General features: G+C 71.9%; 16 protein-coding genes and 1 pseudogene. 10 read left to right on the top strand and 7 right to left on the bottom strand.

All coding sequences use genetic code 11. The features are described from left to right. Window positions 1–5 precede the first annotated feature (5 nt). The 7 genes from OG698_RS06420 to OG698_RS06390 all read left to right on the top strand — a co-directional run bounded on the left by OG698_RS06420 (window position 6) and on the right by OG698_RS06390 (window position 6,457). A complete protein-coding gene (locus OG698_RS06420; RefSeq protein WP_406110879.1) occupies window positions 6–971 on the top strand; it encodes an ABC transporter permease in 966 nt (321 codons plus the stop codon). Then, complete coding sequence (locus OG698_RS06415) at window positions 964–1,830, top strand: ABC transporter permease (RefSeq protein ID WP_406101974.1); 867 nt, start codon at window positions 964–966, stop codon at window positions 1,828–1,830. The genes OG698_RS06420 and OG698_RS06415 overlap by 8 nt, the downstream gene beginning before the upstream one ends. Then, entirely contained in the window at window positions 1,827–2,795 is a 969-nt protein-coding gene (locus tag OG698_RS06410; RefSeq protein WP_406101973.1) for an ABC transporter ATP-binding protein, read from the top strand. The genes OG698_RS06415 and OG698_RS06410 overlap by 4 nt, the downstream gene beginning before the upstream one ends. Further along, window positions 2,788–3,453 (top strand): ABC transporter ATP-binding protein, encoded by a 666-nt coding sequence (locus tag OG698_RS06405; protein WP_406101972.1) that lies wholly within the window; start codon window positions 2,788–2,790, stop codon window positions 3,451–3,453. Before OG698_RS06410 ends, OG698_RS06405 begins: the two co-directional genes overlap by 8 nt. A 163-nt stretch (window positions 3,454–3,616) precedes the next feature. Beyond that, window positions 3,617–4,474 carry a phosphatidylinositol-specific phospholipase C/glycerophosphodiester phosphodiesterase family protein gene (locus OG698_RS06400; RefSeq protein WP_406101971.1) on the top strand — a complete coding sequence of 286 codons (858 nt, stop codon included), beginning with the start codon at window positions 3,617–3,619 and terminating at the stop codon, window positions 4,472–4,474. A 116-nt stretch (window positions 4,475–4,590) separates the two neighbouring features. Then, a complete protein-coding gene (locus OG698_RS06395) occupies window positions 4,591–4,785 on the top strand; it encodes a hypothetical protein (RefSeq protein ID WP_100593056.1) in 195 nt (64 codons plus the stop codon). 100 nt (window positions 4,786–4,885) lie between these two features. Continuing rightward, a complete protein-coding gene (locus OG698_RS06390; protein WP_406101969.1) occupies window positions 4,886–6,457 on the top strand; it encodes a hypothetical protein in 1,572 nt (523 codons plus the stop codon). Between the two features lie 68 nt (window positions 6,458–6,525). On the opposite strand, the gene OG698_RS06385 is transcribed toward OG698_RS06390, so the two are convergent. From OG698_RS06385 to OG698_RS06365, 5 genes are all read right to left on the bottom strand, one after another. Beyond that, window positions 6,526–7,758 (bottom strand): phosphodiester glycosidase family protein, encoded by a 1,233-nt coding sequence (locus tag OG698_RS06385; protein ID WP_406101968.1) that lies wholly within the window; start codon window positions 7,756–7,758, stop codon window positions 6,526–6,528. A gap of 74 nt (window positions 7,759–7,832) precedes the next feature. Next, window positions 7,833–8,192: a DUF779 domain-containing protein gene (locus tag OG698_RS06380; protein WP_100593059.1), complete on the bottom strand. Its 360-nt coding sequence runs from the start codon at window positions 8,190–8,192 to the stop codon at window positions 7,833–7,835. Window positions 8,193–8,285: 93 nt separating this feature from the next. Then, entirely contained in the window at window positions 8,286–9,101 is an 816-nt protein-coding gene (locus OG698_RS06375; protein ID WP_406101967.1) for a dienelactone hydrolase family protein, read from the bottom strand. 51 nt (window positions 9,102–9,152) lie between these two features. Beyond that, window positions 9,153–9,713, bottom strand: coding sequence for a hypothetical protein (locus tag OG698_RS06370; RefSeq protein WP_406101965.1), 561 nt, complete (start codon window positions 9,711–9,713; stop codon window positions 9,153–9,155). Window positions 9,714–9,841: 128 nt separating this feature from the next. Continuing rightward, on the bottom strand, window positions 9,842–10,861 hold the full coding sequence (locus tag OG698_RS06365; protein WP_406101964.1) for an AraC family transcriptional regulator: 1,020 nt from the start codon (window positions 10,859–10,861) through the stop codon (window positions 9,842–9,844). Window positions 10,862–10,931: 70 nt separating this feature from the next. Here OG698_RS06365 and OG698_RS06360 point away from each other — a divergent pair, with 70 nt between their 5' ends. Next, on the top strand, window positions 10,932–12,497 hold the full coding sequence (locus OG698_RS06360) for a flavin-containing monooxygenase (protein WP_406101963.1): 1,566 nt from the start codon (window positions 10,932–10,934) through the stop codon (window positions 12,495–12,497). 191 nt (window positions 12,498–12,688) lie between these two features. On the opposite strand, the gene OG698_RS06355 is transcribed toward OG698_RS06360, so the two are convergent. Continuing rightward, window positions 12,689–14,065: a pyridoxal phosphate-dependent decarboxylase family protein gene (locus tag OG698_RS06355; protein ID WP_406101961.1), complete on the bottom strand. Its 1,377-nt coding sequence runs from the start codon at window positions 14,063–14,065 to the stop codon at window positions 12,689–12,691. Between the two features lie 158 nt (window positions 14,066–14,223). Then, window positions 14,224–14,985, bottom strand: a complete 762-nt coding sequence (locus OG698_RS06350) for a FadR/GntR family transcriptional regulator (protein WP_406101960.1) — start codon at window positions 14,983–14,985, stop codon at window positions 14,224–14,226. A 169-nt stretch (window positions 14,986–15,154) separates the two neighbouring features. Here OG698_RS06350 and OG698_RS06345 point away from each other — a divergent pair, with 169 nt between their 5' ends. Beyond that, window positions 15,155–16,525: an MFS transporter gene (locus OG698_RS06345; protein ID WP_406101959.1), complete on the top strand. Its 1,371-nt coding sequence runs from the start codon at window positions 15,155–15,157 to the stop codon at window positions 16,523–16,525. A 48-nt stretch (window positions 16,526–16,573) separates the two neighbouring features. Further along, window positions 16,574–16,711 (top strand): annotated as a pseudogene (locus OG698_RS06340) (hypothetical protein); the annotation flags it as partial. Window positions 16,712–16,779 lie beyond the last annotated feature (68 nt).

Raw genomic sequence — 16,779 nt, 5'->3', positions numbered from 1 at the left:
GGCCGATGGCGCGCCTGACGGGACGGCGGATCCTGTTCGCAGTCCCGGTCCTCGCCACCGTGACCTTCGGCGTCTTCGCGATCGCCGCCGCGTCCCCCTTCGACCCCGTCAAGGCCTACGCGGGCACGGCCGGTCTCACCGCCTCGCAGGACAACCTCGACCAGCTCCGCGCCAACCTCGGCGTCGACCGGCCCCTCGTCACCCGCTGGTGGGACTGGCTGACCTCCGCGCTCCAGGGCGACCTGGGTGACTCCTCCGTACTGCGGCAGCCCGTCGCCGACGTCGTCGGCGAACGCATCGGCTGGTCCGTCCTGCTCGCGGCCACCGCCTTCCTCGCCGCCGTCCTGCTCGGCACGGCGCTCGGCGTCCTCGCGGCGCGACGCCAGGGCGGCTGGCTCGACCGGACCGTCACCGCGGTCGCCTACACCCTCGAAGCCGCGCCCCCGTTCTGGCTGGGCCTGCTCGCCGTATGGCTGTTCGCCCTCAGACTCGGCGCACTCCCGGCCGGCGGACTCACCGACACCGGCAGCACCACGATCACCGCCGGACAGGTCACCTCGCACCTGGTGCTCCCCGCCGCCGTCCTCGCCGTCTCGCAACTTCCCTGGTTCGTCCTGTACGTACGCCAGGGCGTCGGCGACGCACTTGAGGAGGACCCCGTCCGCGGGGCGCGCGCACGCGGACTCGCCCCGCGCACCGTCCTGCTCGGCCACGCCCTGCGCTCCGGAATGCTGCCCGTGCTGACCCTCATCGGCTCCCGCGTACCCGAACTGATCACCGGCGCGCTCCTGGTGGAGACCGTGTTCAGCTGGCCGGGCATCGCCGCCGCGACCGTGCAGGCAGCGACGTCCGTCGACTTCCCGCTGCTCGCCGCGCTGACCGTCCTCGCCACGCTCGCCGTGCTCCTCGGCAACCTGGCCGCCGATCTCCTCTACGGCCTCGCCGACCCGAGAGTGGGCTTCGATGGCTGAGCTCACCTGGCGCACCTACGGCGGCGCGCGCCGCTCCACGCGCGCGTGGCGGGTGCGCACGTCCGCCGTCCTCGTCGCGGTGGTCGTCCTCGCCGTCCTCGTCGTGCCGCTCCTCGCGCACCTCGACGAACAGGCCGTAGACCTCGCCGCCAAGCTTCAACCGCCCTCGTGGGCCCATCCGTTCGGCACCGACGACGTGGGCCGCGACCTGCTGCTGCGCTGCGTGTACGGGCTGCGCGTCTCCCTCCTCGTCGGGGTCGTCGCCGCCGTCGTGGCGACCGTCATCGGCACGGCCGTGGGCGCGCTCGCGGGCGCCGTCGGAGGCTGGACGGACCGGGTCGTGATGCGGCTCGTGGACGTCTTCTCGTCGGTGCCGCACCTGCTCCTGGGCATCTTCGTCGTCGCCATGTTCCGGCCGGGCGTCTGGCCGGTCGTCGTCTCCGTGGCGCTCACGCACTGGCTGTCCACGGCCCGTATCGTGCGCGCCGAAGTCCTCTCCCTGCGCTCACGGCCGTACATCGACGCGGCCGTGTCCGGGGGCTCGTCGCGGTGGCGGATCGCCGTGCGCCACCTGCTGCCGGGCGTCCTTCCGCAGGCCGCGCTCGCCGCCGTGCTCATGGTGCCGCACGCCATCTGGCACGAGTCCGCCCTGTCGTTCCTCGGCCTGGGCCTGCCCACGCACCAGGCGAGCCTGGGCACCCTCGTCCAGTCCGCACGCGGCTCGCTGCTCGCCGGGGACTGGTGGCCGACGCTCTTCCCCGGCCTGTTCATCATCGTGCCGACCCTGGCGATCGCGGGCCTCGCGGGCGCCTGGCGGGAACGGCTCAACCCCCGCCGCCGATCGGAGCTCATGCTGTGACCGGGCCCCAACCCGTGCTGTCCGTAAGGGACTTGTCCGTACGCTTCCGCATGCGAGACGGCGTGTACGTGCAGGCCGTCAGCGGCGCACGCTTCGACCTCGCGGGCGGCGAGTGCCTGGCCCTCGTCGGGGAGAGCGGATGCGGCAAGTCGGTGCTCGCGTCGGCCCTCCTCGGGCTCCTGCCGGGCAACGCGGAGACCGCCGGGTCCGCGTTCATCGGCGACCTCGACCTGCTCGCCGCCGACGAGCGCACACTGGCCCGCACCGTCCGCGGCCGCCGCGTCGGCCTCGTACCGCAGAGCCCCGCCGCGCACCTCACGCCCGTACGGACCGTCCGCTCCCAACTGGAGGAAACCGTAAGTGAGTTGACCGGCGTGCGACGCGGGCCACGGCTGCGGGCCGCCGCCGAGGAGGCCGCGGAGCGCGCCGCGTTCCCCGCCGGGCATCTCGACCGGCACCCGCACGAACTGTCCGGCGGGCTCGTCCAGCGGGCCGCGACCGCGCTGGCCCTGGTCGGCGGCGCGCCCCTACTCCTCGCCGACGAACCCACGACCGGACTCGACCGCGACCTCGTGGAGCGCACCGTCGACGAACTGCGCCGCCACATCGGGGCGGAGCGCGCGCTCCTGCTCATCACGCACGACCTCGCGGCGGCCGAGCGGATCGCCGACCGCGTGGCCGTGATGTACGCGAGCCGCATCGTCGAACTCGCCGATGCCGCCGACTTCTTCGGCGGCCCCGGGCCCCGGCACCCGTACGCCCGCGGCCTCCTCGACGCGCTGCCCGACCGCGAGTTCACGCCCATTCCCGGGATGCCGCCCGAACTGGGCGCGCTCCCGGCCGGCTGCGCGTTCGCCGCGCGCTGCGACCGCGCCGCCGACACCTGCGGGACCCGGCCCGCACTCGCGGACGGCGTGGCCTGCCACCATCCCGCGACCGTGCCGCCGGAGGCGCCGTGTGCTTGAACTGATCTCCGTCACCGCCGGGTACGAGCGCGGCAACCCCGTCGTGCGGAACGCCGGCCTGACCATCGCCTCCGGCGAGGCCGTCGGGCTTCTCGGGCCCAGCGGCTGCGGCAAGTCCACCCTCGCTCGCGTCGCCGCCCTGCTCCACCGCCCCGACTCCGGCCGCGTCGTCATCGACGGGGAGCCGGCCCGCGGCTGGCGCCACCGCGCGCCCCGCGAGCAGCGCACCGCGTTCGGCGTGGTCTTCCAGCAGCCGCGCATGTCGGCCGACCCACGGCTGCGCCTCGCCGACCTCATCGCCGAACCGCTGCGGGCCACCGGCCTGAAACCGGACGATCGCGTCGGCGAGCTGGCCGCGACCGTCGGCCTGGGTGCCGACCTCCTGTCACGTCGCCCCCACGAGGTCAGCGACGGCCAGCTGCAACGCGCCTGCCTCGCCCGGTCCCTCGCCCTGCGCCCCCGCTGGCTGATCTGCGACGAGATGACGGCGATGCTCGACGCGTCCACGACGGCGGCCCTGGTGGGCGTTGTGGAGGACTATCGCGCGGAGACGGGCGCGGGGCTGCTGGCCGTGGGCCACGACCGGCGTCTCCTCGAGCGCTGGTGCGGCCGGACGGTGGCGTGGGACGCGCTGGGCTCCGCCGGAGAAGGCAGGTGAACGAGGGGCGGTCCGACCCCCGCCCGGCTGCCCGTCATTCACCCTGAGCACACAGGTGAACGCCGCATGCAGGTCCGGCCAACTCCCTCCCTGGTATCGCCCATTGAGACGTGCGGGACCTCATACTCGCTGAGGCCCGTACGGCATTCCCCGGGAGGAACACATGGCCCACCTCACCCGTCGCAGAGCCCTCACGACCCTCGCCGCGGCGGTCACCGCGACCGTCGCCGTGCCCGGGTACGCGCAGGCGTCCGAGCGGGGACGCGGCCCCCGCCCCCTGCTGCGCGCCCACGCACACAACGACTACGAGCACCCCCGGCCCCTCCTCGACGCCCTCGACCACCGCTTCGCCAGCGTCGAGGCGGACATCTACCTCGTCGACGGCGAGCTCCTCGTCGCGCACGACCCGATCGACCTCGACCCGAAGCGCACCCTCGCGGCGCTCTACCTGGAGCCGCTCGCGGCCCGCGTCAGGGCCAATCACGGCTCCGTGTACCGGGCTTACCGCACGCCCCTCCAGCTTCTCGTCGACATCAAGACCGAAGGCGCGGCCACCTACCTCGAACTCGACCGCCAACTGCGCGGCTACCGCCACCTGTTCACCACGTACGCCCACGGCCGCGTGCGCACCGGCGCGGTCACCGCGGTGATCTCCGGGGACCGCGCCGCCCGCGAGCCCATGGAGCGGCAGCGAGCGCGCAGCGCGTTCTACGACGGCCGCCTCACCGACCTCGGCGCTGCCGCGCCCGCCTCCTTCACTCCGCTCATCAGTGACAACTGGGCCAACAACTTCACCTGGCAGGGTGCGGGGCCGATCCCGGCCGCCGAGCGCGAGAAGCTGCGTTCCATCGTGTCGGCCGCCCACCGGGAGGGCCGCCGCGTCCGCTTCTGGGCGACGCCCGACGTCGCGGGACCCGAGCGCGACGCCGTGTGGGGCGAGTTGCTCGCTGCCGGGGTGGACCACCTCAACACGGACGACCTCGCGGGTCTCGAAGCGTTCCTCGACGCCCACGAGAAGTAGGCGTCCGCCGCCACATCACTCGTTCGGCGGACACGTCACTCGCCCGGGCGCAGCCTCCGCTACGCCACACTTGCGGCCGAAGGCCGCGGTGTTGGCGTGGCGGAGGAGGTTCGGCGATGTCCCTGTCGATTTCGGTCGTGCTGCTGCTTCTGATCCTGGCGGTGGTCTTTCTGCGCAACGGCGCGATGAAGATCTCGCACGCGATGGTCTGCGTGCTGCTGGGATTCCTGCTGGCCGGCACGAGTATGGCGCCCACTTTGCACAACGGCCTGACGGCTACGGCGGGGATCGTGAGCAGTCTGCATCCTTGATCCATCGGCCGTCGCCCACGGGTCCGTAGATCGTTTCGGGTTCGTGAACAACACCCGTGTGCGCATGGACACTTCAAGGGTGTGGCCTTAGCTTCGCGCCATGACGAGCAGAGCTCTGAGCCGTGCCCTCGCCCTGACCATGACGATCGCCGCGGCCGGTGTCGCGTACCCCGCCCAGGCGGACGACATCCCCAAGGCGCCCGGTCACCGGCTCGTCGAGCAGTACGCGGGAGCGCCCGCAGAGGCGCGCCCCGTGCCGGGTCAGGCGCCACCGCAGCACCCGTATCTCGCGGCGAACGGCCGCAGCGGAATGCACGCGGACGCGGCAGGCAGCGGCACGTACCCCTGGAGCGGGCCGCTGGGGAACAAGCCCGAGGTGAGCAGCGAGAAGATGGCCGCGCTCGGCGGCGAATGCGCGACGGTGACCTTCGACAAGGACGGCCGCATCGTCACCGTCTGCGGCACGTTCACAGGGTTCCTGGTGAAGCTGCTCGACCCGCACTCCCTGAAGACCCTCGCCGAGTACAAGCTCCCGCAGCGCCCGTCCACCGTCGAGGCCATCACCCGGCTCGACTTCTCGAAGATCTTCAAGGACACCTCGGGCGGCGCCTACTCGTACCTCGACAACGAGGACCGGCTCGTCCTCGCCGACTCGCGCCAGCACATCATCAGACTCGCGCACGAGCAGGCGGCGGACGGCAGTTGGAGCTTCCGCGTGACCGACGACTGGGACCTGACGGGGCAGGTGCCGCACGACTGCGTGAGCTGGACGAACCTCTACCCGAGCGGCACCTGCGACCCGGTGACGTCGGTGATGCCCGACTGGCAGGGCCGCGTCTGGTGGGTGACGCGACAGGGGCGCGTCGGCACGGTCGACCCGGCCAACGGGACGATCAAGTCGATCCAGCTGCCGGGGGAGGAGATCCAGAACTCCTTCTCGGTCGCCGAGGACGGTGTCTCGATCGTCTCCGAGCACGCCCTCTACAGCTTCGAGGCGGCGGCGGACGGTACTCCCAAGCCCGTCTGGCGCCAGACGTACGACCGCGGCACGGGCACCAAGCCCGGCTCGGTGAACCAGGGTTCGGGCACCACACCCGACCTGTTCGGCTCGGGCGAGGACTACGTCGCGATCACCGACAACGCGGACGACCGCATGAACATCCTGGTCTACCGCCGCGGCCGCGACGTCCCCGACGACCAGCGTCTCGTCTGCAAGGTCCCCGTCTTCGGCTCCGGCGCCTCCACGACGGACAACTCCCTGATCAGCTACGGCAACAGCCTCGTCGTCGAGAACAACTACGGCTACGAGAACATCACCTCACTCACCTTCGGCCGCTCCGTCGTCGGCGGCGTCACCCGGGTCGACGTACGCAAGGACGGCTCGGGCTGCGACACCGTATGGGAGAGCAAGGTCCGCTCCCCCTCCACGGTCCCCAAACTCTCCACCGCGAACGGCCTCCTGTACTTCTACACGAAGGACCCCAACTCCCTGGGCATAGATGCCTGGTACCTCACGGCAGTCGACTTCCATACGGGCGAACCCCGCTGGAAGCAACTCGCGGGAACGGGCATCACCTACGACAACAACTGGGCCCCGGTCACGCTCGGCCCGGACGGAACAGCGTATGTGGGGGTCTTCAACGGGCTTGTGGCGGTGCGTGACAGGGCGTGAGACGGGCGGTGCGCGGAGGGCTCCGAGTAGCCCTCCGCGACGAGTTCCTGGCCGCGTGAGCGCGGAGCTCAGCGTCGCGAGAAGACCCCGATCCCGTTCGCCACGGCGCGCTCCGGGGGGTCCGTCGGGTGGTTTCTCACGGTGGTCGTCGCGGCGCCCGGGTCCCTCGTGACCAGGGTGGACGATCCGCCGCCGTCCAGGCTGAACGCGTCGTCCGCGCCCAGCTTGCGCATCGCGTCCGCCACTTCCGCGATGGTCAGGCCGGTGCGGTACTGCGGGGCGCCGTCCAGGGCCAGGAGGAAGAGACGGCGGCCGTCTGCCGTGGTGCCCGCGGCGGTGCGGACCGCGGCCGTCTTCGCGTCGAGGCCGGGCAGCGGGGCGCCGTCCCGCAGTACGGGGTAGCCGCCGACCGCGAACTGGTAGGGAATGTGCGACGTCGCCGCCACCAGGCGGTGCCTGATCCGGACGTGGTCGCCCGCCGACAGCTTCCGCAGCTCCTGCGCGCCCGCCTCGCGTCCGACGAGCACAGTGGTGCCGGACGCAATGGGACCGCTGCCGGGAGTGCCGGCCGATGACACGACACGGCCGTGGCGCACCGTCACCTCGTACGTGTCCGTGCTGCACGGCGCGGCCCGGTTCGTGTCGGTGCCGCACGTGGCGCGCACCCGCGACACGGCGCCCCAGTCGGAGGTGAACGCGCCGACCGAACCGACGGGCAGTGCGTACTGGTTGAGGCCGCCGAGCGGCAGCCGTCGGCCGTCGGCGCTGACCGAGCCGTCGAGGGCCATGCGGTCGAGCCGGACGCGGTGGTCGACGCCCACGCCGAGCACGTCCTCGGTAGTGGTGCCGGGCGGGAGCGCGGGACCGAAGCGCTGGCCGTCCGGTACGGCGGCCTTGAGCGTCCGGCCGCTCGCGACGGCCGGACCGACGGAGGCACCGGTGGCCTCTACGCCGGGGTGCTGGGACTCGGTGATGTTGAAGAAGTCGCCGTTGACGCCGCCGACCGCGCCGCTCTCGTCGGCCAGCGAGGAGACGGTGGCCCGTCCGCCGACCGCGTCCGGGTGCAGCAGATCGACCCGCACGCGCGCGTTGCGCAGATCGACGCTCAGCACATGCGCGTGCGTCAGCCCCTTCGCCGCGGGGATGTCGAACTCCTCGTACGTGACGCCCGGAGCGATCGAAGTGCCGCCGCCCTCCGCGCCGCTGGCCGGCGCCGCCCCGGCGAGGACGGTGCCGGCCAGCGCGCCGAATGCGGCACAGGCCGAGAGGGCCGATCTGTAGCGTCCGTCGCGATGTCTCATGTGACCCCCTGCTGTCCGCGTAACTCACCTCTGTCACAAGGGAGTTCATCAGACGCGGAGGGGCACGTCGATGGCTACGTGCCGACCAGCCGGGAACGGATCAGGAAACGTACACCTTCGGGTGCCTCCAGGGAGAAGCCGCTGCCGCGGCCCTCGACCACGTCGACGATCAGCCGCGTGTGGCTCCACACCTCGAACTGGCTCTTCGACATCCAGAACGCGACCGGCTCCGCGACACCCTCCACGGTCAGGGACGCGAGCCGCACATCGCTGCCGCCCGTACGGAACTCGCCCTCCGGGTAGCACATGGGAGCGCTGCCGTCGCAGCACCCGCCGGACTGATGGAACATCAGGGGCCCATGGGCCGAACGCAGCCGCCGCAGCAGATCGGCGGCCGCCGGGGTCAGCTCCACACGCGGGGCCTCGTCACTCACGGCAGGCTCCTTCCGTAGGACGGTGTCGCGGGGCCACAGTCAACTCCCCGCTACGTTGCAGGAAGGTTGCGCCCCCGCGCCAGGTCCCGGGATCTACGAAGCCTCTGAAACCAGCCGTTCGCGCAGGAAGGAGACGACTCGTTCGCGGGCGGCGAGCGCCGGGTTGCCCGGCTCCTCGCGCACCTCCGTGGTGAGCACCGCGTGCGCGGACTTGGCGAAGCCGCCCGCGTTGCCCGGCGACGAGTCCAGTTCGATGACCTCGAACGCGTCGCCGAGGTGCTCGCGCAGCGTGCGGAACCGCTGGGCGGGCACCGCCCTGTCCTCGCTGAAGCGCAGGCCGAGCACGCACAGGCCGGACTCCTTGGAGCGGCTGACGACCGTGTCGAACTCGGCGCGGGACAGGCCCGGGTCGACCCGCCGCGCCCCGCTGACCGGGAACGGCACCGACGGCTGGCTGAGCACCGGCGCGAGCACGACGTCGTCCACCGCGGCGGCGAGCGCGAAGCCTCCGGTGAAGCACATGCCGATGACGCCGACCCCGGGCCCCGGCGTGCGCGCCGCGAGATCGCGGGCCAGTGCGCGCAGATAGTCCGCGATCGGGCGGCGTGCGTTCGTGGCGAAGGCGCGGAACTCGGAGGCGACGCAGAGCCGGGTCAGGACCTTGAGGGAGTAGCCGACGGACTCCTCGCGGCCCGGCTCGCCGAACGGGGACGGGATCGCGACCGTGAACCCCTGCTCCACCAGATGGTCGGCGAGGCCGAGCACGGCGGGCGTGATGCCGGGGATCTCGGGGATCAGTACGACGCCGGGGCCGCTGCCCTTCTCGTACACGTCGTAGGTCAGCCCGGCGCCCGTGAAGGGCGCCTTCTGCCAGCCGGTGAGATCAGAGGTCGGTGCCGAACCGGTCACGACGCTTCTCCTTGGACTCGAGTGAGCAACGAGCGGGCGTGGCCCACGATCTCACGCGGCGAACGCCGAGATCTTCAGTGTGTCCGCAAGGACCTGCCACACCGCCAGGGCGCCGAGCCCGCTCACCACACTGCAGCCGTTGGTGCACGTCGTCGCCTCGTCGTACCAGGCGCGCACGGTCAGGAAGTGCATGCCGAGCGTCCGTGAGAAGGAGAACCGGATGTGGAGACCGTCCCCGAGAGTGTGTCCCGGCAGCGTGGTGATCTGGAAGTAGGTCCTCCCGACGCGCTCGACGGACACGGGGTTGTCGCCCACCAGCGAACACTGATCGCCCTGCTGCACCGAACCCCGGCAGCCGCTGCCGCTCACGGGGAACAGCCAGAAGTGGTGCGTGAGCTGGGACCGGACGTCGTGCGGGGTGGTGAAGGGATGCAGCCCGAGGGCGAAGTTGTACTCGTACAGCCAGTTCACCCCGGAGCACGGGTACGCGTCGGTGCCGCACTCCGCGCGGCGGCTCTCGGCGTGGGCGGCGGATACCTGCGGCCCGGCGACGACGAGGACGCTCCCCAGGACGACCGCCGCCACGGCCCGTGCCCACGTGAGACGCCGCATGCGCACTCCCTACGTCCTCACGGCCGGACCATCCTCGTAAAGCACCATAAGTGGGACGGAGCGGGGTGGGCGGCGCAGTGGAGCAGTCGGCCCAAGGCCCGCGTCGGCCGGTCGGGTCCAAGGCTCGCTCACGAGTCGGTCGGTTGTCCCTGCGTGCCCAGGCGTATCGCGCGAGGTGTGGCGCCCCACCATCGCCGGCAGCAGCGGTTGAGGGCCGACTGCTCGGAGAGGCCGAGGAGCAGGGCGACCTGGCCGAGGGGGAGGTCGGTGGCGGTGAGGTAGCGGCGGGCGGCGGTGCGCCGCTCCTCGTCGATGACCTCGGCGAACGTCGTGCCCGCGGCGCGCAGCCGCCGCTGGAGGGTCCGGGGATGGACGTTGAGCAGGCCGGCGACGGCCCCGATCTCGGGCGACGACGTGCCGAGCGACTGCTCGACGACGGCCCGGACGCTGCCCACGACGTCCGCCGGCTCCTTCGGCAACTGCTCGTCGAGGTAGGCGAGCGCGAGGTGGCGCAGGTGCGCGTTGCTGCCGCCGAGCGACCGGTTGGCCAGGCTCAGGGGTACGCGCAGCAGCGCCGCGGGGCGGTCGCCCTTGACGGGTACGCCGAAGAAGTCCTCGTACACGGACAGCGGGGCGAGCAAGGGGTGGGGGAGTTCCACGGAGCCCAGTCCGTACGGGCCGACCAGATATCTGATGGCCCGGTGCATGAAGCCGAGGGAGAGGTCGATGCCCTGCGGCGGCGCGACCACCCCCTCGCGCACGCCGTAGCGCAGCGCGGCCATCCCCGGCGTGCCGTACGGATCGGGTTCGAGGCTGAGGTTCACCGAGCGGGCGTGGACGAAGAGGTAGCGGCTCGTGCACTCCAGGGCGTCGCCGAGGGTGTCCGAGTTCTGGATCGCGAGGGCCAGCGCGCCGAGCATGCCCAGATCCTGCCGGGCGGCGATGCGCAGCCCGAGGTCGGCGCAGCCGAGGTCGGCGGCGGCGAGTTCGAGCACCGTCGCCATCGCCTCCTCGGGCACCAGGAGGTCGTCCACGTCGAGCGCGTCCGGTGGGCAACCGGCCTGCCGTGCGTACGAGTCGGCGTCACCGCCGAGCTCCGCCACCGTGGCGCGAAAGCCGCGCAACCCCGCCGATCTGATCACGGACATGTCGTACAGGGTCAAAGATCTGTCGTCCCAGGTCAATTCCTGTGGGCTGTGGTTCCCGACACTGGAAAACATGACGCACACCGCAGACTCCAGCACCGCGGGCTCCGGGGCCCCTGCCGAGCACATCGACGTGGTGATCGTGGGCGCCGGCCTGTCCGGTGTCGGCGCCGCGTACCGGCTCCGGACCGAGTGCCCCGAACGCTCGTACGCGATCATCGAGGCGCGGCAGTCCATGGGCGGGACGTGGGACCTGTTCCGCTACCCGGGCGTGCGCTCGGACTCCGACATGTTCACGCTGGGCTACCCGTTCAAGCCGTGGCGGGACCGCAAGGTGCTCGCCGACGGCGGGTCCATCCTGAGCTACATCAAGGAGACGGCGGCCGAGTTCGGCATCGACCGCCGGATCCGCTACGGCACCAAGGTGCTCGCCGCCGACTGGTCGACCGAGGCGGCGCGCTGGACCCTGACGCTGGAGCGCACCGACGAGGCTGGCCACCGTGCGCTGTCCACCGTCACCTGCGACTTCCTTTACTCCTGCGCGGGCTATTACGACTACGACAAGGGGCACACTCCCGAGTTCGAGGGGGCCGATTCGTTCTCCGGCACGGTCGTGCACCCGCAGTTCTGGCCCGAGGGCCTGGACTACGCGGGCAAGCGCGTAGTCGTCATCGGCAGTGGGGCCACCGCCGTCACGCTGGTCCCCGCGATGGCGCAGAGCGCCGCCCACGTCACCATGCTCCAGCGCTCCCCTACCTGGATCAGTTCGCTGCCCTCCCGCGACAGACTCGCCGACGGCATCCGCGCGGCCCTGCCCGCGGGAGTGGCCCACCGGGTGGTGCGCAGCAAGAACATCCTGTTCACCATCGGCGTCTACCAGTTCTGCCGGCGCAGCCCGAAGGTGGCGCGGCGCGTGCTCACCGGGCTCAACAAGCGCATCGTCAAGGACGACCGGCTGGTCGACGAGCACCTCACGCCGTCGTACGACCCGTGGGACCAGCGGCTGTGCGCGGTGCCCGACGCGGACCTGTTCAAGGTCCTCAACTCGGGTGACGCCGACATCGTCACCGACCACATCGACCGCTTCGTCCCCGAGGGCATCCGCCTGAAGTCGGGCCGCGTCGTGGAGGCCGACATCATCGTGTCCGCGACCGGACTCAAGCTCCTCGCCTTCGGCGGCATCGCGCCGCGCGTCGACGGTGAACCCGTCGCGCTGAACCGGCAGTTCGTGTGGCGCGGCGCGATGATGACCGGCGTACCCAACTTCGCCGTGTGCATCGGCTACACCAACGCCTCCTGGACGCTGCGCGCCGACCTCACCTCGCGGCTGGTGTGCAAGGTGCTCAACCACATGCGCCGCCACGACTACGCGGCCGTGGAACCCAGGCCGACGGGCGCTCTGAACGAGCGCCCGCTGCTCGACCTCGCCTCCGGTTACGTGAAGCGCTCCATCGACGCGTTCCCCCGACAGGGCGACCGCAGTCCGTGGAAGGTCCGGCAGAACTACGTGCTCGACGCCGCGTCGACCATGCGCACCAACCTCCACCGGACGCTGGCCCCCACGCCGGCGTCCACGGTCCGCGCGGCCCGCAGCCGCATGGGCAAGGAGCCGGTCGAGGCGGCGACGCCCGGGCGCTGACGAGCCGCCGACCCCTGTGCGGCACGGTGACTGACGAGCCCCGGTCCACGTGCCGACCCCTGTACGGCACGGGTGACGCGCCCCGGTCCACGTGCTGACCCGTGTGCGGCCCGGTGGCGCGCCGGTGTCTACGTGCTGACCCGTGTGCGGCCCGGTGGCGCGCCCCGTCGCCGTGATGTCCCGCGCCCGGTCTACCCCTCGTCGACGAGCGAGTCGAGGATGGCGCGGACGGTCCCCTCGGTGATGTCCGGGTGGAGGAAGGCGAGGCGGGCGACCGTCTCGCCCTCCCAGACGCTCGGGGTGACGAAGGCGGTCCCCGAGGAGAGCAGCCTCTTGGACCAGGCGTAGTAGTCCTCCGGCTGCCAGCCGGTGCGACGCACGAGGACCACGGTCAACTCGGGCTCGCGCAGCAGCTCCAGGCCCTCGGTCCGCTCGACGAGGCGGGCGGTGCGACGGGCGATGTCGGCGCCCCGGGCGACGGCGTCGCGGTAGGCGTCGGTGCCGTGCACGGCGAGCGAGAACCACAGCGGAAGACCGCGGGGGCGGCGCGTGAGGTGGTACGCGTAGTCGCTCGGGTTCCACTCGGTCTCGTCGTCGGCGCCGTCCGCCCCGTGGATGGCGTCGAGGTAGGACGCGTCCTGGGTGTGGACCGCGCGGGCCAGCTTCGGATCGCGGTAGAGCAGCGCGCCGCAGTCGAAGGGCGCGAACATCCACTTGTGCGGGTCGACGACGAGCGAGTCGGCGTGCTCGATGCCGCGCAGCCGCTCGCGCAGCTCCGGGACGAAGAGCGCCGCGCCGCCGTACGCGGCGTCGATGTGCAGCCACAGGTCACGGGCGCGGGTCTGCTCGGCGACGCCTTCGAGGTCGTCGATGATGCCGGCGTTGGTGGTGCCCGCGGTGGCGACGGCGGCGACGACGGGCGCGCCGCCGTCCCGCTCGGCGGCGTCCAGCGCGGCGCGCAGGGCTTCGCCGGTGAGGCGGTGGTCGGCGGTGGGCACGACGAGGGGCTCGACGCCGAGGATGCGCAGTGTGTTGCCGACCGAGGAATGGACCTGGTCGCTCACCGCGATCCGGACCGGAGCGCGCTCGTCCAGGCCGCGGCGGTGGCGGCCGGTGTCGCGGGCGACGACGAGGGCGGAGAGGTTTCCGGCGGAGCCGCCGCTCACGAAGCAGCCGCCGGCGTTGGCGGGCAGCCCCGCCAGGTCGGCGAACAGGCGCAGCACCTGGTTCTCCGCCGCGACCGCGCCGGACGCCTCCAGCCAGGAGACGCCGTGCAGGGAGGACGCGGAGAGCACCATGTCGAACAGGGCGGCGGCCTTGGTGGGGGCGCCGGGTATGAACGCGAGGAACGCCGGGTGGTCGCACGAGACGACCGTGGGCTCCAGGGCGTCGGTGTAGGTGCGCAGCACATCGGCGGGGGGCTGCGGGGCGGGTCCGATCGCGTCCTTGAGCGCCAGGGTCAGTTCCTGGTGGTCGCCGAGGCGACCGAGCGGCGGCGGGTCGAGCCGGAGTCGGTGCAGCAGGTGGTCCATGACCTGCTGAGTGAGGTCCTCGTCGTAAGAGTGCACGGGGCGTCTCTCCTGTCGCGCGCTGCGGAATTGCTTTTTGGGTCTCACCTGGACCCATTTCGGAGATTAGGCGTCGCCCAGGGCGCGCGTCAATCGACGGGCGTACGGACTGCGGGTGCAGGGGGCCGGTCGTATGGGGTGCGGGGGTGCGCCCGAGGTCAGTCCTGAGCGGCGAACTGGTCGAGCAGCGCCAGGAATTGGCGGTTCGAGTCGAGCAGGTGATCCCGCATCCGCGCCTCTGCCGCGTCGCCGTCGCCGGACAGCACGGCGAGTGCGATGGCCTCGTGCTCCTCCCGGAACGCGGAGCCGAAGTCCCGCTCCGCCGGGTACACGCGGCTCCAGTCGGAGCCGAGCCACAGCGCGTTGCCGCCGACGAACATCTCGGCGCGGGCCCGCGTCACCGCCTCCGCGAGCACCTCGTTCCCGCCGGCGGCCGCGATGCCCAGGTGGAACGCGGTGTCGCAACGGTGGTACTCGCCGAGGTCGGCGACCTGGTTCTCCAGCATCGCCACCAGTTCGCGGCGGGCCGCCCCCGCCCCGCGCTCGGCGGCGAGGCGCGCCGCGTACGGCTCGATCGCGAGGCGGTACTCCATGTAGTCGCGCAGCGAGGCCCGGATCGTCGCGGTGATCGCGGCCCGGGAACCTTCCCCGCCGGGCCGGATGGGCGCCACGCGAGTGCCGCCGTTTCGCCCCAACGTGGTCGTGACCAGGCCTTCTTCGGCCAGTTCACGCACCGCCTGCCGCACGGTGTTGCGCCCCACCCCGAAGACGGCGGACAGCTCCCGCTCGGTGGGCAGCCGGTCGCCCGGCCCGAAGCCGCCGAGCGCGATGCGCTGCCGGAGCGCCTCGGCCACCACGGCGTGCGACGCCGCCTGGCGGGTTCCGGCCGTCCATTCGTCACGACTCTCGCTGTTGCTCACGGGCCCTCTCCCAACTCGCGGGTCACGCGCGTCCCGTCATGCCCCCGGGTGGCCATGATATTGGACTTGGCGTGAACCCTATTGACAGGCCCTGACGACCGCCTTAGCGTCGCCCCCACGTTTTTGGGTCCATGGCGAACCCAATTGTTGGCCGTGAAGGAGTACGCACATGAGCACAGTCGCAGGTGGCGCTACGGACCCGGGAGCACGGCGCCGGTCCGGTCCGTGGAAGGTCGCCGGGGCCTCGATGATCGGCACCAGCGTCGAGTGGTACGACTTCGGCATCTACGCCACCGCCGCCGCACTCGTCTTCCCCGAGCTGTTCTTCCCCGAGATGAACCGGGCGCTCGGCACGCTCATGTCGTTCGCGACGCTCTTCGTGGGCTCCCTCGGACGCCCGCTCGGCGCGGTCGTGTTCGGGCACATCGGTGACCGCTACGGCCGTAAGCGCGCCCTGATCTGGTCCATGACGCTCATGGGCGGCGCCACCTTCTGTATCGGCCTGCTCCCGGGCTACGCCTCCATCGGCGTCGCCGCGCCGCTCCTGCTCGTCCTCATCCGCATGGTCCAGTCGCTCGCGGTCGGCGGCGAGTGGGGCGGCGCGGTGCTGTTCGCCGTCGAACACGCCCCGCCCCGGCGCCGGGCCTTCTTCGGCTCCTTCCCTCAAGTCGGCGACGGGGTCGGCTACTTCATGTCCACCGGCGTCTTCGCGCTCGCGGCACTGGCGGGCCATGACGCACTCGTCGGCTGGGCCTGGCGCCTGCCCTTCCTGCTGTCCGCCGTCCTGGTGCTGGTCGGCCTCGTGATCCGCAGCTCCATGGAGGAGTCGCCCGAGTTCGAGGCGGCACGCCGGGCCGAGGCCGCCGAGGAGAAGCAGGCCGCACCGTTCGTCGCCGTCGTCCGCGACGCCTGGAAGACCTGGCTGCTCGCCTCCGGCGCCTTCCTCATCACCGTCGGCGGCTACTACGTGGTCGTCACCTTCATGTCGACCTATGCCGTCAACGAACTCGGCTTCACCGACTCGCAGGTTGCGGGCGCCGGCACGGCCGCCTCCGTCGTCGTCATCGTGTGCACCCCGCTGGCCGCCCTGGTCGCCGAACGCCTCGGGCTGCGCCGGGTGACGCTGACCGGCATCCTGCTGCACCTCGTCGTGGCCTTCCCGATGTTCTGGCTCGCCGACACCCGTTCCGTGCCCGGACTCTGGCTCGCCATGTGCCTGCCGATGCTCGCCAGCACCGTCGCGTACGCCTCGATCGGCACGCTCATATCCGGCTGGTTCGCTCCCCGGGTGCGCTACACGGGCCTCTCCATGAGCTTCCAGACGGCGGGGCTCATCGGCACGCTGGCTCCGGCGGCGGCGACCTGGCTGTTCAGTGCCGCCGGAGACTCATGGATCCCGGTCGCCAGCGCCTTCGCCGTGATGGCGCTGGTCAGCGCGGGCTGCCTCGCCGCGTTCCGGCCGGCGCCGGGCATGGAGTCGAAGGTTGCGGACCTAGATGAGCAGGAGGCGGTGACTCCGGCCGCCGCACCCGTCGAGTAGCGGAACCGCCGGCCCGGAACAGATCGCCCCGGCGCCTTCGACGAGCGCGGCTTCCAGTCGGTGAACACCGACGACATCGCGCAGGTTGTGGGCGCCGGGCCCAGCCTCCACAAGCACTTCCCCGGCAAGACGGAACTCCCCGTCGCGGAGGCATCATCGGCGGCGAACAGCGACGTGCGGGCATGACCCCCACCGGCCCGCGCCCTCGACGAGGCCAAGATCACCGTCCGCGCGGTCCTCGCGGTGATCGACAA

This window comes from Streptomyces sp. NBC_01003 (assembly GCF_045162695.1).
In the GTDB taxonomy this organism is placed as follows: domain Bacteria; phylum Actinomycetota; class Actinomycetes; order Streptomycetales; family Streptomycetaceae; genus Streptomyces.
The sequence above is the reverse complement of the archived record's forward strand: the minus strand, read 5'-3'. Positions and strand labels throughout refer to the sequence as shown.

Bases quoted from the DNA above. Each gene is read 5' to 3' on its own strand.
- OG698_RS06345 (WP_406101959.1), top strand. From the start codon at position 15,155: ATGAGCACAGTCGCAGGTGGCGCTACGGACCCGGGAGCACGGCGCCGG.
- OG698_RS06385 (WP_406101968.1), bottom strand. From the start codon at position 7,758: ATGAGACATCGCGACGGACGCTACAGATCGGCCCTCTCGGCCTGTGCC.
- OG698_RS06415 (WP_406101974.1), top strand. From the start codon at position 964: ATGGCTGAGCTCACCTGGCGCACCTACGGCGGCGCGCGCCGCTCCACG.
- OG698_RS06400 (WP_406101971.1), top strand. From the start codon at position 3,617: ATGGCCCACCTCACCCGTCGCAGAGCCCTCACGACCCTCGCCGCGGCG.
- OG698_RS06420 (WP_406110879.1), top strand. From the start codon at position 6: ATGGCGCGCCTGACGGGACGGCGGATCCTGTTCGCAGTCCCGGTCCTC.
- OG698_RS06390 (WP_406101969.1), top strand. From the start codon at position 4,886: ATGACGAGCAGAGCTCTGAGCCGTGCCCTCGCCCTGACCATGACGATC.
- OG698_RS06365 (WP_406101964.1), bottom strand. From the start codon at position 10,861: ATGTCCGTGATCAGATCGGCGGGGTTGCGCGGCTTTCGCGCCACGGTG.
- OG698_RS06395 (WP_100593056.1), top strand. From the start codon at position 4,591: ATGTCCCTGTCGATTTCGGTCGTGCTGCTGCTTCTGATCCTGGCGGTG.
- OG698_RS06370 (WP_406101965.1), bottom strand. From the start codon at position 9,713: ATGCGGCGTCTCACGTGGGCACGGGCCGTGGCGGCGGTCGTCCTGGGG.
- OG698_RS06360 (WP_406101963.1), top strand. From the start codon at position 10,932: ATGACGCACACCGCAGACTCCAGCACCGCGGGCTCCGGGGCCCCTGCC.